Genomic DNA, 19,141 nt, shown 5'->3' with positions numbered 1-19,141 from the left:
AAAAGGGGCCGCCTGACACCATGCAGGCGGCCCCTTCTGCGCTTCTTCGGCCTGCTTGTGCTCTCCGTGCCTATTCGGCAGCGGCCCGTACGACGCTGTAAACCTGGTTGATATAGGCGCGCAGCGCTGCTGGCCGCACGGGCTTGTGCTGCACGGTAATCCCTTCCTTTTCCGCCTGTGCCCGAACCTCTAACGTGCGGTCGGCGGTAATCAGAAGTGCGGGAATATCCCGCTGATAAAACCGTCTGAGCGAGACGATGACGTCGACACCGTCGGAATCGTCGAGATGATAGTCGGCAATGATCATATCGGGCGACACTGTCCATGTTGTCAGCATCTCGTCGATTGCGCCTGAAGACCCCGCCTGAAGGACATCACAGCCCCATCCGGACAGAAGCAGCGCCATGCCTTCGAGGATTTTCGGTTCGTTGTCGATGCACAGAACGCGGAAGCCCTGCATCCGCTGACCGACCGCTTGCGGCGGCTGTCGCTCAGCAGTCTTGATGGCGCGTGCGTTGGCAACCTCACGCGGCATGTGAACCCTGAACGTCGTGCCCCTCCCCTCAATGGATGACAGGTGCACCGGGTGATGCAGAATACGCGACAGCCGGTCAACGATGGAAAGCCCCAGCCCCAGTCCGGCGGCGGTTTTCGCGCCCTCTTCAAGCCGAGCGAATTCCTTGAAAATCGTCCGGAATTTGGAAGAGGGAATCCCAATTCCCGAATCGGAAACCTGAATGACGGCTTCCTTGCCCTTTCGGCGCACACCGACGACGACCTTGCCTGAAATCGTGTATTTGATGGCGTTGGACACGAGGTTCTGAACGAGACGACGCAGCAGATTGATATCGGACTTCACCGTCATCGATGTCGGCATGACGACGAGTTTTATGTTCCTCTCCCGCGCCATCGGCGCGAAATCGGTCTCGACACGTTTGAGAAGATCGTTGAGGGAAACAGACGCCATGCGTGGCTTCATGGAGCCCGTATCCAGCCGTGAAATATCCAGCACGGCACCCAGAATGGTTTCCACGGATTCCAGAGCCGAGTCGATATTCTGGACAAGCGAACCATTGTCCGAATCGCCCATCCGCTCCACCAGCGCCGAGGAATAGAGTCTCGCCGCATTGAGCGGCTGAAGAATATCGTGGCCTGCCGCAGCGAAAAAGCGGGTCTTGCCGATATTGGCCTCTTCAGCGGCAGCACGAGCCTCCGCAAGCTCATGATTGACCCGTGTCAGCTGTCCCGTGCGCTCCTCCACACGCTGCTCCAGCGTTTCATTGGCCTGCTTGAGTGCCTGATCGCTGGCCACTCTCTGGGTAATATCCGTAAAGGTCGCAACGATGCCCTTGTCGGGCATGGCGTTGGAGCGCACTTCGATGATGCGGGCACCACCTGCCAGCACCAGCGAAAACGGCATGTCCATGGTCAGAAAGAGATCGATGGTGTTGCGCTGCTCACCGGCTGCGATATCGCCGCGCTCTTCCAGCATGGCGACGATTTCGACCAGCGGGAGGCCTACCCTGCCATATTGCTCGGGAAGATCCAGCAGCGTGCGGAAACGGCGGTTCCATATGGTCAGATGTTGCGAACTGTCGAACACGGCAATGCCCTGATCCATCTGGGCCAGCGCCGTCTGCAGCATATCCTGATTATACTGCAACGCTTCACTTGCCTGATCCAGCAGCCAGACCGTATCGGCGCTCGTATCTTCAACCTTCTGCAGGATCAGCGACAGCACCAGCCGCGCGGAGGACGATCCGATGGCGCTGCCCAGCAATTGCTCCGAAAAGTGGATCAGAGCCATGTCGGCGGGCTGTTCGTCTTCCAGTTTACGCCCGGCGGTTTTTTCGTAGGTGGCCAGCGAGCGCAGCATCCGTTCCTCGCCCAGATAGCGTGCAATCGCGGTCTTCAGGTCTCCAACGCTGATCCGGGTTTTCCAGCCACGGGTCGCAAATTGCGATTTGGAATGGCGCTTCACGAAAATGCCGGACTGTATCCGCTCGACCGGCCGTGGATTGCGCGACAGCGAGCCCAGCAAAAACGCAAGGCAATTGACCAGCAGACTGAGCGTTACCGCATTCACCAGCGGGTCGGCACCGGGATTGCTGAAAACCGTCGTGCCGGGCAGCAGGAAACTCAGGATGGTGGCCGCTATATGGGAATTGTCCGGCCCGCCGAGGCTCGGCAGAAAAAGCAGATAGCCCCAGACGAAAAAGCCGGAACTCAGCCCGGCGATTGCGCCACGGGCATTCGCCCGCCGCCATACCAGCCCGCCCAGAAGAGAGGGTGCCATCTGTGCAATGGCGGCAAATGCGAGAAGCCCGATGGATGCCAGCCCCGAGGTGCTGTCGGCGGCCCTGTAATAGGCATAACCCAGCAACAGGACAGCAAAAATGGCGGTGCGCCGAATATTGAGCAGCGTCTTGGCGAAATCATCACGGTGGGATGACCGGTTCAGCAGCTTCTGGCGCAGGAAAATCGGCATGACGATGTCGTTCGACACCATGATCGACAGGGCGACGGAGGCAACGATGACCATCGCGGTTGCAGCAGAAAAGCCCCCGATGAAGGCGATGAGCGAAACAAGCGGCATCTCTTTGGCGAGCGGCAATTGCAGAACGTAGAGATCGGCATTGCCACTGCCGCCAAGCATCAGCAGCCCCGCAATCGCAATCGGCAGAACGAAGATGTTGATGGCGATGAGGTAAAGCGGGAAGAGGAAGCCCGCCATGCGAAGCTCGTTGGGCGTCCGGTTTTCCACGACGGTCACATGAAACTGGCGCGGCAGGAGAATGATTGCAAAGGCAGACAGCAGCGTCAGCACGATCCAGCGGCTGATCGGCGTCTGGTAGGACATCGCCTTAACGACCTGCTCGTTTTCGGAAGCAAGCCGCCACAGTTGCGATGGCCCATCGAAAAGAAAGAAGACGACGTAGACACCTACGGTGCAGATCGCCAGCAGCTTGACGACCGACTCCATGGAGATCGCCAGAATGAGACCGTCCTGATGTTCGGTCGCGTCGGTATGGCGGGTGCCGAAAATGACGGCAAAGCCTGCCATGACCACGGTAACCAGCAGGGGCAGATCGAGAAAATAGAGGTTGCCGCTGCCAATGCCGTAGTCGCTGGGATCGACCATGGCCGCAACCGAATTGGAAACCGCTTTTAGCTGGAGCGCGATGTAAGGGATAGCACCCACCAGCGCGATGATCGAGACGAGCGTGGCGACCGTGGGATTCTTGCCGTATCTTGCCGCAATAAAATCGGCAATCGACGTCAGCTTCTCGGCCTTGGCCAGCTCCACGATCCGCCGCAGGATCGGCATTCCAAGCGTAAACGCAAGGATCGGACCGGTATAGATTCCCAGAAACTCGATGCCGCGTTCCGAGGCCAGCCCGACGCCGCCGAAATAGGTCCAGGAGGTGCAATAGATTGCGAGGCTAAGCGCGTAGACGATGGGCCTGCCCTTGCTGGACACAGGCTTCTGGCGGCTTTTGCGGTCACCATAACTCGCTACTGCAAACAGCAGCAGGATATAGGCAAATGCCGAACCGAATATGACCCACCCAGGAAGCACTTTTCTGTTCTCTCCCCCCTGTCCTCTTGTGCAAGCATAGGACAATTATGGGGAAATGAGAATTGGCCGGGTCTCGTCATTAAGTTTAATGATCATGGAACCAACCGGGTTCTTTCGCCATATATCTGCACATTCGAAAATTGAATGTTATTGTTTGTCTGCCGCACGCCAGACGTCGGCAAGGAGAGGGTTTGCAAGAGGGACTTCGAAATGCTCAACGAATTTAAAACGTTTATTGCCCGCGGCAATGTCATGGATCTGGCCGTCGGCGTCATCATTGGTGCAGCCTTCAGCAAGATTGTCGATTCCGTCGTCAACGATCTTATCATGCCAATCGTCGGCGCAGTCTTCGGCGGGTTCGACTTCGCCAATTATTTCCTGCCATTGTCGTCGAAGGTGACGGCAACATCGCTTGCTGCTGCGCGCGAACAGGGTGCTGTCTTTGCCTATGGAAACTTCCTGACCGTCGTCATCAACTTCCTCATTCTCGCCTGGATCATCTTCCTCATGGTCAAGGGCGTAAACAAGCTGCGGTCATCGGTCGAGCGCCAGAAGGTGGAAGAAAAGAAGGCCCCTGCGCCTCCACCGGAAGATGTACGGTTGCTTACCGAAATTCGAGATCTGCTGAAGACCCGCTGATTGTATCGGGTGGGTGATCCATCAGCGAATTAGGTGGTTTCTTCACACAATATCATGCACCGCGTCTCTCAGATGCGATATGGAAGGCACTCGAAATGGAGTGCCTTTTTCATGTCTGTACTGGATAATCTGAGTGCCCGCGCGCTGGCAGCACCTGAAAGCGGAATTGTCGAAGTCAAGAAATACGCACATGACAGGGAAAACCTGCTGCCGCTCTGGGTGGGCGAAGGTGACCTTCCAACGCCCGCCTTCATCGCACAGGCTGCGGCAGACGCACTTGTTGCCGGGGAGACCTTCTACACTTGGCAACGCGGCATTCCGGAATTAAGAGAAGCGCTGAGCCGATATTACCGGCGTCATTTCTCCGCCGAACTTTCGGCGGAGCATTTTTACGTCACGGGATCGGGAATGCAGGCCATCGTGCTTGCCGTGCAGGCACTGACCTCGCCAGGCGATGACGTCATCTATCTTACCCCGACGTGGCCGAATATCGTGTCGGCTATCGGTGTTGCCGGCGCGCAGGCGGTCCCGGTTGGCATCGATTTCATCAACGGCAGATGGACTATCGATGTCGCAAAGCTCGAACAGGCTGTCACGCCGAAGACCAGGGCATTATTCATCAATACGCCATCCAACCCCACCGGCTGGACCGCCACGCAGCAAGATCTGCGGGACATTCTGGCGCTGGCACGCCGACATGGCCTCTGGATCATCGCCGACGAGATTTACGCCCTCTACCACTACGGTGGGCATCGCGCCCCGTCCTTTCTGGATATCATGGAAGATGGCGACCGGATCATCTTTGCCAATTCCTTTTCGAAAAACTGGTCGATGACCGGCTGGAGAGTGGGCTGGCTGGTCGCGCCACCGGAAATGGGTCAGGTGATTGAAAACCTCATCCAATATTCCACATCCGGAGTAGCCCAGTTCATGCAGCGTGGTGCTGTTGCCGCACTTGACCATGGCGATGACTTCATCCGCGAGAACATCGCCCGCGCAACGCGGTCGCGTGACATCCTCTGCGACGCATTGATTGCCACGAACCGCGTCGAAACGCTCAAGCCCGATGGCGCTCTTTACGCCTTCCTCAAGATCGATGGTGTCACGGACAGCCGCCTGGCCGCATTCGACATTGTCGACAAGGTCGGTGTGGGGCTCGCACCCGGCACTGCCTTTGGTCCGGGCGGAGAACTGTTCCTGCGGGCGTGCTTCTTGCGAAACCCGGCGCAGATCGAGGATGCAGCGCAGAGACTGTCTAACTACATCACTGGCAAACGCGCCTGAGAACGGAACCACCCCGGCAGCCGTGCAGCTGTCGGGGCGGTTTCATTTTCAGAAATCGACACGACAATGCTCATCCAGCCGCATCACACGTGCAGCTGGTTGGCGCATGTCTCGAATTTTCAGTGGCTGACGCTGGCAGCGGGTGCAGCGGGTGCAGCGGAACGATAAAAGGTCGCGTGGCGCAGGCTATCGGCCAGGAACGCGGTATTTTCGTTGGGATCGCTCGACGGGTTCTGGAAGTTTATGTAGTTGATATTGACCCCTGCGCGATCCTTTTCCAGCATCAGCTGCGCATAAATGGTCACGCCCTTGGGCTTGATCTCAAGATCGAGCGTAATGCAGGGATAGGTATCCCAGTCGAGCTTGTAGTCTCCGCCAATCCCGAAAAAGACCGTTCCGGGATGGAAATAGAGTTCGGCCGCCGAATCGACCAGGTCGGCCAGGCTGCTGTAATATTCGAACTTCAGGAGAGAAATCAGATCTCCCGCATCGATCAGTCGGAGCTCGGCAGCCACAGGGCTGATTGCGCGAGCCAATATTTCTTCTCTTTCAGCCGAATATGAGCATTTTTTCATATTGATCAGTTTACCCGTCTTTTGTTTTGGCGCGCGGCGTAAACCTTGTGAATGAGTTCCGCCACAGCCTTATAAAATACTGACGGGATGACACTATCCACCGAGACTTGCGCAAACATGGAGCGGGCGAGCGGCGGGTCTTCAAAAATAGGTATGCCGTTTTCTGTCGCGATCTCCCTGATCCTCAGGGCGATCAGGTCCTGCCCCTTGGCAACGACGATGGGCGCGTCGCTTTCTTCTTTCACGTAGCGCAGGGCAACGGCATAGTGCGTTGGGTTGGTGATGACCAGCGTTGCGCGTGGCACGCCGTCCATCATTCTGCGCCGCGCGCGATCTCGCGCGATGGAGCGCTGGCGAGCCTTTACCACAGGGTCGCCCTGCGATTGCTTGTGCTCGTCCTTGACTTCCTGCTTCGTCATCCTCTGTTCGGTGTACCAGCGATGGTTGGCCCAGAAGTAGTCGGCGACGGCCAGAAGTCCGGTCGAAAACAGAACGACGATCACCATTTTCTTCAGGATTTCGAAACCCGTCGCCATCATGCTGTGGGGGTCGGTCACCAACGAATCGAGAAGCCGGTAGTAGTCGTTCTTCAGCACCATCACCATGATGATCGAAACCACCACGACCTTGAAAAGAGACTTGGCAAAGTTGACCAGGCCGTTGACGCTATAGATGCGTTTGAACCCTTGAACCGGAGAGATTCGTGAGGCCTGTGGCGTGATCCGGTCGAGAACGAATTGCGGCAGATTTTGCGCGAAGGATTGCCCCAGACCGAAGACCATGAACATGACGCCTGCCGGCAGCAGGAGAGCGCCCATCTCCTTGGCGAGATGGAGCCCGAGGGACACCATGTCTGCTGCGGTGTTCAGCCGCCATTGTTCAGGCCGCTCGATGATGTCTTCCAGCGTTTCGCCCAGCCGCTTTATTCCATCCGGCGCAAAGAAGACGAGATAGACATAGAAAGCAAGCGTCGACGCAAAGAGAGAGGCTTCGGGGGAAGACGGGACGTTACCCTTCTCTTCCGCGTCGCGAAGTTTTTTCTCTGTTGGTTCTTCTGTTTTACTCTCTTTGTCTTCGCCGTCTGACAAGACACGTCCCCTGAACAAAAAGGCCCGCCGGAACCGGCAGGCCGTTGATGGTAAGGGTATAGGTGGTGCCGGTCTCCCGCAAGCGGTTGTAGCCCGGCCCCACAGATTCTATCCGGGGCGGCGTCAGGCCGCTGCGGAAGAGTCTGGCGTTTGCGCTTCCTTGAGAACGATCTGGCCAGAATTGGCCAGACGGATGGCTTCCTGTGCGACAGCGCGACGGGCGATTGCAACTTCGCGTGTGTTGAGCGAGGCCATCGGCACTGCAAGATCCGACTCGATCATGCGGCGCTGGCGTGGACTGATGCTGGACAGCACACATTCCTTGATCTCTCCCGTGGCGCCACGAAGCGCCATGGTGAGAATGTCGGCCGAGACATCGTTGAGCAGGGATACGCGGCTGCGCTGTGGCATATACAGAAGGTCTTCGAAGAGGAAGATCTTCGGCTTGACCTTGTTTGCCGATTCCTTGCTGAGCGTTTCGAGAGAGCTGAGCAGGGTATCGACCTGCGGCTTTTCGAGTTCGTTCATGAGGTCGGCGACCTTTGCGGAGCCGGCTGCGTTGCGCTCTGCTTCCATTTCCGTGATCAGGGCCATCACACGCTTTTCGATGATCTGCGTCGCGGCGGGGCTAACTTCCTTCATGTTGACGGTACGGTTCATGATGTCGGCGCGCTGCTCGTCGGGAATGGTCAGCAGCACCTTGGCACCGAAGGACGAAGGAAGCATGGAGAGGATATAGGCGATGGTCTGCGGGTGCTCGCGCATCAGGAACTTGCCGATGAACTGCGGGTCCGCTTCCTGCAACTGATCCCAGATCGAGGTTTCGTAGGCCTGGAAAGCGGTGCGACGCCCCAGAAGGCCGTCAACTTCCTCGGGCGTCAGACCCTCTTCCAGAATGCTTTCGATCGCCTTGGCATTGTCCATGAGGCCAGTGCCTTCGGTGAAGAGATCCTCGAACTCGGCCACGATCTGCGCCAGCTCGTCAGGCGGGATGACCCGAAGCGTCTGAGCCGAATTGATGATGGTCTGCAGCTCGGCCTGCGTGAAAAACTTGAGGAGTTTTCCGGCCACGCCTTTTCCCATCGCCAGCAGCACGGCGGCGGCCTTATCAGCCTGAGACAACGGTTTCCCCATCACAGGGTTACCGAAATCCTCAAAGTCCATCATGGTCTTTCCTCTCCGTCCCCACAGGGATTAGGCTTTCTTGGTACTCATCACTTCGATCAGCTTTACGCCGAAACGCGTATCGTCGTCTTCCAGAACGGTGATTTCGCCGCGCGCAATGCAACGACCATTCACCATGATTTCCACCGGCTCGCCAATCCTGCGCTCAAGAGCGATTGTCGCACCTTCTTCCAATCCCATCAATCCCGATACGAGCATACGGCTGGTACCGAGAACGATCTGAACATCGATCGGAATATCCATGATCAGATCAAGATTATCCGACAGTCCACTCCCCAAAGGCGATGGCGAAGCGGCCAAAGGTGCGGCGGAGGAACCGAAGTCCGACGCGCCGAAGCTGTCCATTCCGTCGCCGAAAGAGGCCAGATCGTTGACGACAGGCTCGGCGCTGTCCGAACCGAAGTCACCGAAATCGCCAAAATCCCCGAGCGATCCTTCCGAATCAGTCTTCAGCACGCCGCGCAGATCGCCGATCGCCTGATCCAGATCGCCTGTATCATCGAGCGAAGGCAGCAAATCATCGTCGGTTTTTGGTGTCTTTTTCGTAGCCATGCGCTAATTATTCCCTTTGAAACTTGCGTCAAGCTGCCCATACCTCGCAAAAGGCATGCTCAAGTTTTAACCCATCAAATGTCGAAGAATTTCGTCGTCCGTGCTGACGTTATTCTTGACCCGGACCGTGTATCTGTCTCCGGCCCGTCCAAACTCGCAGTTATACATATTGGCGCCGTTGGCGCTGACTTCGACGCAGATATCATCCTGCTTGGCATCCCTGAACGGGATGACGTCGCCTTCGACGAGACGCGCAATGGTCTTGAGGGTCAGGCTTTGCAGCCTTATTCTCGCTTCCAGTGTCACCTGGGACCGCTTGACCTGCTCGGAGATCATCTCCACCCATTCTTCCTGCTTCTTCAACGCCTGAGCAGATGGTTTCGGCGCGACGATATTGGTCTTCAGGAGCGCACGTTGTGGAATGACCAGCGCGAACTCGGACGAAACTTTACCGATGTCCACCTTCAGACGGATCATCAGCCCGAACTGGGCGGCCATCGCTTCTTCGAAGGCGCTCTTGCCATTGCCGTTGAACGGCGGCTCCACTGTTGCTTCAAATCCACCCGGCGCGTTCACAGCCGAGCGAAGCACGTCTCCAACCCGCCCGATGACCAACGCGGCCAGATCGAGCTCGATTTGCGAGAGTGCACGAACTTCCGGCTCCATGATGGTCTCGGGCGCTGCACCGAGCATGCGCTCCATCAAGGCCATGATGAAGGCCGTGCCGGTGCCCAGCATGAAATTGGGGCACCAATTGCGCAAGGAGCAATCCGCAACGGCAAATTCCTTGCCCAGTTGCTGGATAAGATCCGTCATCAGGCCGGATTGGCAACCGATATAATCCACCTCGATTGCGATGCCGGTTTCGCTGTGGAAGATATCAGGCAGGAAGTTGCTGTAGATCTGACCTATCTCGGTGCCGATCTTGGCTATCCGCTTGCTGTCGCCAAGGCCGCCGGTCAGCTTTGCGAGCAGGGCCGGATCCATCGTCGAGGCAGTTGTCTGTGCAGCATTCGCCATCATCAAGCCGCCTTCTGATCGCCACCGGGGTTCATCATCTCCTGCTCGACAGCGTCGATGGATGGGCGCTCGTAGTTGGAGATGGTCTTGCGCCCGTACTCAAGCGCGACCTGGGGAACGGAGCCGTTCATGTAGGCCAACAGCGTCTGCTTGACGATGATGTAGAGGCGGTGCTGCTTGGTGCGAACGATCTTGATCTGTGCCGAAAGCGGATTACAGATCGAGTAGGACAGGATGATCCCGAGCATGGTACCGACGAGCGCAGCACCGATCAGGCCACCAAGGACGGCGGGCGATTCGTTGATCTTGCCCATGGCCTTGATAACGCCGAGAACGGCGGCAACGATACCGATTGCCGGGAAGCTGTCACCCATTGCCGTGATGGCGTGGTACGGCTTCATCTTGTCATGCAGGATCGTTTCGATTTCTTCGTCCATCAGGGCTTCGATCTCATGGCTTCTCGCATTGCCGATGATGATGAGACGAACATAGTCGCAGATGAAAGAGGTCAGTTCCTTGTTCTTCAGAACGGATGGTGCAAGCTGGAAAATCGAGGATTCGTCCGGATTGTCGATGTGAGCTTCGATTTCGTTTCGCGATTTCGTGCGAAGATCGCGCATCAGCGAGTAGAGCACGCCCAGCACATCCAGATAGTGACGCTCCTTCGGCACGGCGAATTTGAACGCCTCGCCGAGAGCCTTGCCGCTGTCCTTCACCACTTTCATGGGATTGGCCATGATAAAGCCGCCCAGGCCCGCGCCGCCGATGATGACGAGCTCGAATGGCTGCACCAGCACGTCCAGGTGACCGCCCATGGCCATGTAACCGCCGATAATACAGCCAAAGGTTATGACTAGTCCGATAATAATGTTCATCTGAAGCTCGCGTCTGATGCCAATTTCGCATGTCAGGGATATGGGACATGCCTTGTGCGAGGCTGGCTTGCGCGTCCATGTTGCAGACTTTGTCCTGAAGCCCCCGCAACCGGGCCTGTCAATCGGCCGCTTTAAAGTGGGCGCTCCCCGTCAAAAGCTTCGCACAAGCAAACACTCATAGTTTCAGCCAATATTAGGCTGCCGTGTCGTCACTGCGCCTTTTCCTCAGGTTCTGCGCAGGAGACTAACATGCAATCTGGTATTTATGTCGGGATTTCTTCCCAGATCGCCTTGGAACGTCGCCTCACCACCATCGCTGACAATATTGCCAATATGAATACTGTCGGCTTCCGAGGAACAGAGGTCAAATTCGACCAGGTCATGAGCCAGACGCGCAACGACCTGAAGGCCGACATCGCCTTCGTGACGCAGGGCAACGATTATCTTTCGACCCGCAATGGCGAAATGATCCAGACCGGCAACTCGTTCGATTTCGCAGTCAAGGGTGATGGCTGGTTCGCCATCAATACGCCTGCCGGTCAGGTCATGACGCGCGACGGCCGGTTTTCCATGGCTGTCACAGGCGAGCTGGTATCCACCCAGGGTTATCCGGTTCTTGATGCGGGTGGTGCGCCGATCCAGCTCAATCCCGCAGCGGGAGAGCCGACCGTCGGGTCCGATGGACGCATTGTCCAGAACGGAACGACGGTGGCCCAGCTTGGCCTCTTCACCGCCGACGCATCGAAGGGTTTTGTGCGCTATGAAAACAGCGGCATTATCTTTTCCCAGGCGCCGCAGCCTGTCGTCAACGATTCCTCTGTCGGCGTCATGCAGGGCTATGTTGAGCAATCCAACGTCAACGCCATCAACCAGATGACACAGCTCATTCAGGTGAACCGGGCCTTCGAAGGCATTTCATCCATGATGAAATCCACCGAGGACTCTTTCTCACAGGCAGTGCGCACGCTGGGTGGTGGGCAGTAACGGCGCTTGACACACATGGAAACCCAGGTTCAACCCAATATTTTCCCCAAGCTGGAATCCTTGGCGCAGATCATCGAAGCGCAGGCTGCGGCCGGTATGCCGATGTCGCGCGGCGGACGCGTGCGAACCATTGCCGCTGGTCACTACACGGTCAGCGGACTTTCGGAACACGTGCGGCTTGGTGAATTCGTCGTGCACAAAAGCTCGGCAGGGCTGCATCTCGGTGAAGTCGTCCGTGTTGAGCCCGATCTGATCTATGTCTGCCCCATCGAACCGGGCGATCCCATTGGCGTCAACGACGTTGTCTTGCGGGAAGGCGAATTCCGCGTTGAGCCCGATGACAGCTGGTGCGGACGGACCATCAACTCTCTTTGCAAGCCAATCGACAACAAGGGGCCTTTGCTGAAGGGGCCGCACAAGCGTTCGGTCATGACCTTGCCGCCACCTTCGATGACGCGCAGCCGCGTCACGGTCGGCTTCCGGACTGGCGTAAAGGCAATCGACATTTTCACGCCCCTGTGCCTGGGGCAGCGACTGGGTATTTTCGCAGGTTCGGGCGTCGGCAAATCCACGTTGTTGTCGATGCTCGCGCGTGCCGATGCGTTCGACAAGGTCGTGATTGCGCTGGTGGGGGAGCGAGGCCGCGAAGTTCGCGAATTCATCGAGGATACGCTCGGTGACAACATGAAGAAATCCATCGCCATTGTCGCCACCAGCGATGAAAGCCCGATGTTGCGCAAGATGGCGCCTCTGGTTGCCATGACCGTTGCCGAGCATTTTCGTGACAAGGGCGAAAATGTCCTTTTCATTGCAGACAGTATCACCCGCTTTGCCCATGCCATTCGCGAAGTCGCGATTGCAGCGGGCGAGCCGCCGATTGCCCGTGGTTATCCGGCCTCGGTCTTTACCGAACTGCCGCGACTTCTGGAGCGCGCAGGCCCAGGCGCCGAGGGCGCGGGCACCATTACGGCGATCATTTCCATTCTTGTCGATGGTGACAATCACAACGACCCGATCGCCGATTCGACACGCGGTATTCTGGACGGCCACATCGTTCTCGATCGCTCTCTGGCCGACGAAGGCCGTTATCCGCCGATCAATCCGCTGGCATCCATTTCCCGACTTTCTCACAAGGCATGGACGCCCGATCAGCAGAAGCTTGTCTCGCGCCTCAAATCGTTAATTCACAATTTCGAAGAAACCAAGGATCTGCGTCTCATCGGCGGATATAGACCCGGTGTTGACCCGGAACTCGACATGGCCGTCAAGCAGGTGCCCTTTGTCTACGATGTTCTCAAGCAGTCGCCCGGTGATGCGACGGTGATCGATGCCTATGCGGAGCTCGCCAACGCTCTTCGAAACGCACCGGTCAACAACCAACCAGCACCCATGCAGCGACGGGGAGCCTAACAATGAATCTTCTCACGAAAAAGCCGGGTAGCATGGATCGCGATGCGCAGCGCAGACGCTCGATCCGCGATTTCGACCGGGTTCTTACCACCAGCCTAATTATCATGGCGGGTGCTGCAGCGGCACTTCCGTGGTACGTTTTTTTCAACCCCGACAAATTCGGCATCAGTGGCGCTGGCTGGGAAGCTCTTAAACATGTTCCCCAGCGTGAGGGCGGCGGTGTTGCCGCCATCATTCCCCATGTCGATGAAGGCATGACTTCTGAAGGTCAGGACGAAACGCCTGATATGAACCTCGACGCCCTGACGACAGCAACCGTCCCGACTGCGGGTGCCGAGCAGGACACCATTGGAGAAGGAAAATCGCAACCCTTCCCCGGCGGAACAAAGTTCAAACTGCTGCATGTCTCAAACGGGCGTGCGCTCATTGAAGACAAATCGGGAATGTTCCTGGTCCAGATCGGCTCGATCCTCCCCGACGAAAGCAAGTTGATTTCCATGAGCAATGTCGATGGAAAATGGCAGATCGTGACGTCCTCGGGTGAGATTTACGCCGAGTAGACTGCGTATAAAACCAGTTCTGGATTTTGCTGGCAGTGCTGTTGCGTGAACACACGCCGCCAGAGGCTTCAATGAGCCATATCGGTGCGCACCACCGCGACACCAGTTCTCTCCGCTATCAGCCAATGCTCAGTGAAAAATACCCCGGAGTCCAAGACCTAGCGGATCTGGGAAAGTGCAAATTGAACTATTGGAGAGTTTGTAGCGATCCGCTTTGTTAGCGATCAGCCTGAGAGACGAGTCCTCCCCATCAACCAAGGGTGGTTGATGGGGCTTGACTGGAGTCAACTGACGAAGCTAAGCGCTGTGGATCACGCCATTTGACCGCATATATCTTGGGGCTAAAAAAGAAACTTGTCTACTAATTTTTTGATATTTACTAAATTAGAAAACCCGGCACAATGCCGGGTTTTCCATTTCCTAGATCAAGTCAGACTTGATTAGAACGAACGCTGAAGGCGAACGAAACCGTTAACCTGATCGTCGCCACCGTCTACGTCGTAGTAGTTAACTGCAACCTTTGTGGAAAGGCCATCGGTGATTTTGTAGTCAAGCGTAACGCCAGCCTGCCAAGCATCGTTGTTCGTGAAATCGTTCGTAAGGATCGCACGACCAGTTGCTGCACCTGTTGAGATGTTAACCAGGTTAATACGGTCAGATACGTTACCGAAGTACTGAGCACCTGGAGTGATGGTCAGCTTGTCGGTTGCCTTGATTGCGTATTCAGCAGCAACAGCCCACTCGGATTCTGCGTAGTAAGCGTTTGCGCCAGAAGCCCAAACACCAGCAAGGCCAAGTGTGCCAGGACCGAGGTCTGCAGTAGCGATCAGACGAACAGCGCCTTCTTCCTGGTCGACATCATAGCCACCGATCAGAGCGAGCGTTGCGCCGCCGAGCTTTGTGCCCATGCCAGCAGAAACGCCAACATTGTTGTCAACTTCCTGCGACAGAACGGCGAACGTGCCTGCTCCGTTGGTTACAGTAGCACCTGTATCGAATACGAACTGCGAGTTCGTGCCTTCCAGTTCATCAACCGAAACGCCAGCCCAGAAAGAGCCTGCATCGTAGGTGTAACGAACGGAGTTGAAGAGTGCGTTCGTGGAGAGAACGTCAGCTTCGCCAGAGAGACCATCGTCCCACCAGTTGTAGAACTTACCGACCTTCAGGCCGCCGAGTTCGATGAACGCCTGGTCAACGAATACGGAAGAAGAAGAGGAAGAACCGCCGTCAGCGTTGCCACGGAAGCCGATGAAGCCACGCAGAGCGCCGAGTTCGGTGTCTGTACGTGTGTCAACTTCGAACTGAGCGCGTGTGAACGAATCCCAGTCAGATGTACGGCCGTTGGTGTTTACGCCAAAGCCAGTGCCGCGGTTGATGTCGGTCTGGAAACGAACGTAACCGCCGAACTTCAGGCAGGTTTCGGTGCCTGGGATGTAGAAGAAGCCAGTGCCGAAAGCGTCGCAAACGCGAACGTATTCGAGGGGCTCAGGCTCTGCAGCGACGATAGCGTCAGCGGCCTGTGCGCCGGATACTGCTGCGAGAGCGGCAGCGGAGCCGATCAAAAGGCTCTTGATGTTCATAATGACCTCCAGTCATGTTTCGTTACAAAGCGGAACAATCTTAGAGATGCCCCCCGCTTCGGATTTCGAATAGACAGAATGTTGCCGGACCTCGCAACCTTGTAGAGTCGAATTTTCTCATATTTGAAAGTACGCAACGACCCACCTGTTGTATTTTAGTTACAACTCACGTTACCGGAGGTGCGCGGCGAGCGTTTTCTGTTAATAGACTGGTAACTTTTGCGTTGGGGATGAGCCGCGAAGCCGGAATAAGACACCGTCCGATGCGGGAAAAATAAGGAGAATCGGCGCTGGTCTCCATGTCACGAAGATTTCTGGCACTCTTTAGCCGTGGGAACGCATCCACCTCAGAAAGCCACAGATCGACCGAGATATTCGCGCTTCGATGACAGCGACAGGCGCTTCCGCAGCCACGCTGTGCATGGACAGAAAATTCTCCGGAGCTCGACAAGGGATAGTAGTGTCACGTGCCGTGTGAGATGCGGAAGTTTCTTATCGGCGCATTGAGCGTCATGCCGGAGTTCGAAAAGGCAACAACAAGGTCACCCTACCTCGACGTTGCAGCAGCAATAGAACTGGTACTCTCGGCAGCAACAGAAAGAATTCTGTAGCCAGTAAAGCACCAACAACGACTGAGGAATTTAAATGGTGCCCGGAGGCGGATTTGAACCACCGACACGCGGATTTTCAATCCGCTGCTCTACCAACTGAGCTATCCGGGCACTACAGGCTCTTGAAGAACCTTCGCTTTTTCAAGCGCCGGAGAAGCTTGCTGCCCCGGAAGTGAGCGGGGTTATAACATCTTGTTCGGCCATGGCAAGCACCAGACCAAACTTTTTTGACAGTTTTTTGGAAGTGCTGGAAAGGCGCTGTGGATAGGCGAAGCGCAGACCTGCAATCGTCGCATTCGGCGCCGGCATTTCAAATGCGATGGGTGGGGCAGAGGGCGTGGCGACAGGTTGACGCCCTACCCTCTGCCACAGCGGTTATCTAGAGCCTGCGGACAGGCCAAGCGCGAAGGGAACTCCTGCGACAAGCAATGCCATGATGGGTGACGATGCGAATATGCGGCCCGCCAATGATGTGATGGCGACCGAACGTACTACCGGCAGCCAGTTGGCGACGTCCGAGGCGGCGCTGTTGTTCTTGCGGCTCTTTGCCGATCTCGAAGCCTTGAGGTTTTCGATGTCGATGCGAATGTCTTCGATTTGCTGGCGCAGATCGTCAAGCTCCAGCTGGATTGACGAAGGAGCCGTGTCCTGCGTCCTTGCTCTCAGCGCCGGATGTTTCGGCTCGTTGCTCAAGGTCTCGTCAAGCTCGGAAAGCTCGTCTTCAAGGTCGGATGGCTTGTCGAAACCATGGGATCGTACTGGCGCCCTCATTCGATTTTCCTCATTGGTAAACAGCAATTCCCGACGCGACAATCGCGTGCGGACGGTGACTGTCCTGCAAACGCAGCAGCGGGAAAAAGGATGCAAAATGACGCTGGTCTTCAATGCGTCGGCACGGGAGCAGAAGTTCTAGCGGACAGGATACGAAAACAGGCCCCGCAGGGCCTGTCGATTGGATGATCTCGAGGGCTTCACGCTGCCTGGGCAGCATTCCCGTAAGGATCAAAGCGTCCGTAGAAGGTTTCGCCCTTTGCGGCCATGTCCTTCAAGAGCGGTGTCGGCGTGAAATGGGGTCCATAGGACTCTGCAAGTTTTTCCGCCAGCTCAACGAAGACCTTCACGCCCATGCCATCGATATAGGAGAGAGCCCCGCCGGTGTAAGGCGCAAAGCCGAAGCCGAGAATGGAGCCGACATCGGCCTCGCGGGGATCAGTGACGATGCCCTCTTCAACCGCGCGGGCCGCTTCCAGCGCGATGGTAACGAGGAAGCGCTGTTTCAGCACATCCATATCAACATCTTCAGGCTTCTTCTGCGCATACATGTCCTTCAGGCCGGGCCAGAGGGACTTCTTGGCGGGCTTGGCAGGATAGTCGTAGAAACCCCTGGCGTTCTTGCGACCAAAGCGGCCCTCGCCTTCCACCATCTTCTTGACCAGTTCCATATGTCTGCCATCGACGGCCTTGTCGCCCAGATCGGCAACGGTGGCTTTCAGGATCTTGTAGGACAGATCAATCGCCACCTCGTCGTTGAGCGCCAGCGGGCCGACCGGCATCCCCGCGAACTTCGCAGCATTCTCGATCATTGCCGGAGGCACGCCCTCGATCAGCATGTCATAGCTTTCGGCCATGTAACGCAGAACGCAGCGGTTGACGAAGAAGCCGCGCGTGTCATTGACGACAATCGGCGTCTTCTTGATTCTGGCAACGTAATCCAGCGCCACGGCGAGCGCCTTGTCGCCGGTATCCTTGCCCAGAATGACTTCCGTCAGCATCATCTTTTCAACCGGTGAGAAGAAGTGGATGCCGATGAAGTCGCTCGGGCGCCTGGAGTTCTGTGCAAGCCCGGTGATGGGCAGGGTTGACGTGTTGGAGGCGAAGATAGCGCCTTCCGGCAGAACCGCTTCGACGGCTTCGATAACGCCCTTCTTCACATCGCGGTCTTCAAACACGGCTTCGATGACGAGATTTGCTGTCTTGAGGGAGGAATAGTCGGAGCTTGGCGTGATGCGGGCGAGAATGGCTGCTCCCTCTTCTTGCGTCATGCGGCCCTTGCCGACAGAGTCTTTCACCAGACCTTCACAGGTGGCCTTGCCCTTGGCGGCGGCTTCGTCATCACGGTCGATCAGGGTCACATCAAGACCCGAAACAGCAGTGACATAAGCGATGGAAGCACCCATGAAGCCTGCACCAACAATGCCGACATGTTTCAGATCGCTCTTGGGCTGTCCGGCGGGGCGGCGTGCGCCCTTGCCCAGTTCCTGCATGGAAATAAACAGCGAGCGGATCATTCCGAAGGCTTCCTTCGAACGAAGGATTTCCGTGAAGTAGCGCTGCTCCACCTTAAGGGCCGTGTCGAAGGGCAATTGCAGGCCCTCATAAACGCATTTCAGAATGGCGAGTGCTGCCGGGTAGTTGCCAGCGCTTTCGCGACGCAGGATGGCCGGGGCCGCAGGCCAGAGCTGGGCAGCGGCTGGCGTCCAGATACCGCCGCCTGGAGCCTTGAAGCCCTTTTCATCCCAGGGAGCGACGGGTTTCAGTCCATCCTTGATCATCTGCTTGGCGGCGGGGATCAGCTGATCCGGCTCCACCACCTGATGCACGAGGTTCATGGCCTTGGCGCGGCTCGCAGTCAGCGACTGGCCAGTCGTCATCATCTGCAGGGCGGATTGCGCATCAGTCAGGCGGGAAACACGCTGCGTGCCACCGGCGCCGGGGAAAATGCCAACCTTGACTTCCGGCAGCGCCAGCTTGACGCTCTTTGCGTTTGACGCGACACGGCCATGGCACGCCAGCGACAGTTCCAGCGCACCACCCATGCAGGTGCCGTTGATGGCGGAAACCCAGGGCTTGCCATTGGTTTCGATCTTGCGGAAAAGCCCATTCATCTTACCGACCAGATCGAACAGCTTCTTCGCTGCCTGTTCCGGGTCCTTTTCCTTCTCTTCATTGTAGAAGGAGAACATGGACTTGATCATCGACAGGTCCGCACCGCCGGAAAAGCTGCTCTTGCCAGATGTGAAGACCACGCCCTTGACCGCCGCATCTGCAACGGTGGCGTCAACGATTGCGTTCAGCTCTTCCATGACTTCCGCCGTAAAGACGTTCATGGATTTTTCCGGCATGTCCCATGTCACAAGGGCAATGCCGTCTGCGTCGGTCTCGACGGTGAAATTGGTGTAAGTGCTCATCTTGGGATTC

Annotated in this window: 15 protein-coding genes and 1 tRNA gene; 5 read left to right on the top strand and 11 right to left on the bottom strand. The window is 56.8% G+C overall.

The features are described from left to right. Positions 1–70: 70 nt before the first annotated feature. A complete protein-coding gene (locus tag QRN85_RS07400; protein WP_284757310.1) occupies positions 71–3,580 on the bottom strand; it encodes a hybrid sensor histidine kinase/response regulator in 3,510 nt (1,169 codons plus the stop codon). A 210-nt stretch (positions 3,581–3,790) separates the two neighbouring features. Here QRN85_RS07400 and mscL point away from each other — a divergent pair, with 210 nt between their 5' ends. Together mscL and QRN85_RS07390 are read left to right on the top strand one after the other, a co-directional pair. Then, the gene (mscL, locus tag QRN85_RS07395) at positions 3,791–4,219 is read left to right on the top strand and encodes a large conductance mechanosensitive channel protein MscL (RefSeq protein ID WP_062587183.1); all 429 of its coding nucleotides are present in this window, start codon (positions 3,791–3,793) and stop codon (positions 4,217–4,219) included. A 111-nt stretch (positions 4,220–4,330) separates the two neighbouring features. Then, positions 4,331–5,503 (top strand): pyridoxal phosphate-dependent aminotransferase, encoded by a 1,173-nt coding sequence (locus QRN85_RS07390; protein ID WP_284757309.1) that lies wholly within the window; start codon positions 4,331–4,333, stop codon positions 5,501–5,503. A 119-nt stretch (positions 5,504–5,622) separates the two neighbouring features. Here QRN85_RS07390 and QRN85_RS07385 read toward each other — a convergent pair whose 3' ends face one another. From QRN85_RS07385 to motA, 6 genes are all read right to left on the bottom strand, one after another. Beyond that, positions 5,623–6,078 (bottom strand): BspJ family T4SS effector nucleomodulin, encoded by a 456-nt coding sequence (locus QRN85_RS07385; RefSeq protein ID WP_284757308.1) that lies wholly within the window; start codon positions 6,076–6,078, stop codon positions 5,623–5,625. A gap of 5 nt (positions 6,079–6,083) precedes the next feature. Beyond that, on the bottom strand, positions 6,084–7,166 hold the full coding sequence (flhB, locus tag QRN85_RS07380; RefSeq protein ID WP_112964109.1) for a flagellar biosynthesis protein FlhB: 1,083 nt from the start codon (positions 7,164–7,166) through the stop codon (positions 6,084–6,086). Positions 7,167–7,289: 123 nt separating this feature from the next. After that, positions 7,290–8,333, bottom strand: coding sequence for a flagellar motor switch protein FliG (fliG, locus tag QRN85_RS07375; protein ID WP_062586424.1), 1,044 nt, complete (start codon positions 8,331–8,333; stop codon positions 7,290–7,292). Positions 8,334–8,360: 27 nt separating this feature from the next. Further along, a complete protein-coding gene (gene fliN, locus QRN85_RS07370; RefSeq protein WP_062586423.1) occupies positions 8,361–8,903 on the bottom strand; it encodes a flagellar motor switch protein FliN in 543 nt (180 codons plus the stop codon). Between the two features lie 66 nt (positions 8,904–8,969). Next, positions 8,970–9,929 (bottom strand): FliM/FliN family flagellar motor switch protein, encoded by a 960-nt coding sequence (locus QRN85_RS07365; RefSeq protein ID WP_082469648.1) that lies wholly within the window; start codon positions 9,927–9,929, stop codon positions 8,970–8,972. Further along, positions 9,926–10,798: a flagellar motor stator protein MotA gene (motA, locus tag QRN85_RS07360; RefSeq protein WP_062586421.1), complete on the bottom strand. Its 873-nt coding sequence runs from the start codon at positions 10,796–10,798 to the stop codon at positions 9,926–9,928. The genes QRN85_RS07365 and motA overlap by 4 nt, the downstream gene beginning before the upstream one ends. Positions 10,799–11,047: 249 nt before the next feature. On the opposite strand from motA, the gene flgF reads away from it, so the two are divergent. The 3 genes from flgF to QRN85_RS07345 are packed head-to-tail and all read left to right on the top strand — an operon-like array spanning position 11,048 to position 13,752. Then, positions 11,048–11,782, top strand: a complete 735-nt coding sequence (gene flgF / locus QRN85_RS07355; RefSeq protein ID WP_112964111.1) for a flagellar basal-body rod protein FlgF — start codon at positions 11,048–11,050, stop codon at positions 11,780–11,782. A 15-nt stretch (positions 11,783–11,797) separates the two neighbouring features. After that, positions 11,798–13,192, top strand: a complete 1,395-nt coding sequence (fliI, locus tag QRN85_RS07350; RefSeq protein ID WP_284757307.1) for a flagellar protein export ATPase FliI — start codon at positions 11,798–11,800, stop codon at positions 13,190–13,192. Positions 13,193–13,194: 2 nt separating this feature from the next. Next, positions 13,195–13,752 carry a hypothetical protein gene (locus tag QRN85_RS07345; RefSeq protein WP_062586415.1) on the top strand — a complete coding sequence of 186 codons (558 nt, stop codon included), beginning with the start codon at positions 13,195–13,197 and terminating at the stop codon, positions 13,750–13,752. 440 nt (positions 13,753–14,192) lie between these two features. On the opposite strand, the gene QRN85_RS07340 is transcribed toward QRN85_RS07345, so the two are convergent. The 4 genes from QRN85_RS07340 to QRN85_RS07325 form a co-directional block, all read right to left on the bottom strand. Further along, a complete protein-coding gene (locus tag QRN85_RS07340; RefSeq protein ID WP_284757306.1) occupies positions 14,193–15,332 on the bottom strand; it encodes a porin in 1,140 nt (379 codons plus the stop codon). A gap of 646 nt (positions 15,333–15,978) precedes the next feature. Next, positions 15,979–16,054 (bottom strand) — tRNA-Phe (locus QRN85_RS07335). Positions 16,055–16,318: 264 nt separating this feature from the next. After that, complete coding sequence (locus tag QRN85_RS07330; protein WP_284757305.1) at positions 16,319–16,714, bottom strand: hypothetical protein; 396 nt, start codon at positions 16,712–16,714, stop codon at positions 16,319–16,321. Between the two features lie 200 nt (positions 16,715–16,914). Continuing rightward, complete coding sequence (locus QRN85_RS07325) at positions 16,915–19,131, bottom strand: FAD-dependent oxidoreductase (RefSeq protein WP_284757304.1); 2,217 nt, start codon at positions 19,129–19,131, stop codon at positions 16,915–16,917. Positions 19,132–19,141: the final 10 nt, after the last annotated feature.

It is taken from the genome of Agrobacterium sp. fls2-241-TYG-188a, assembly GCF_030209845.1.
The sequence above is the reverse complement of the archived record's forward strand: the minus strand, read 5'-3'. Positions and strand labels throughout refer to the sequence as shown.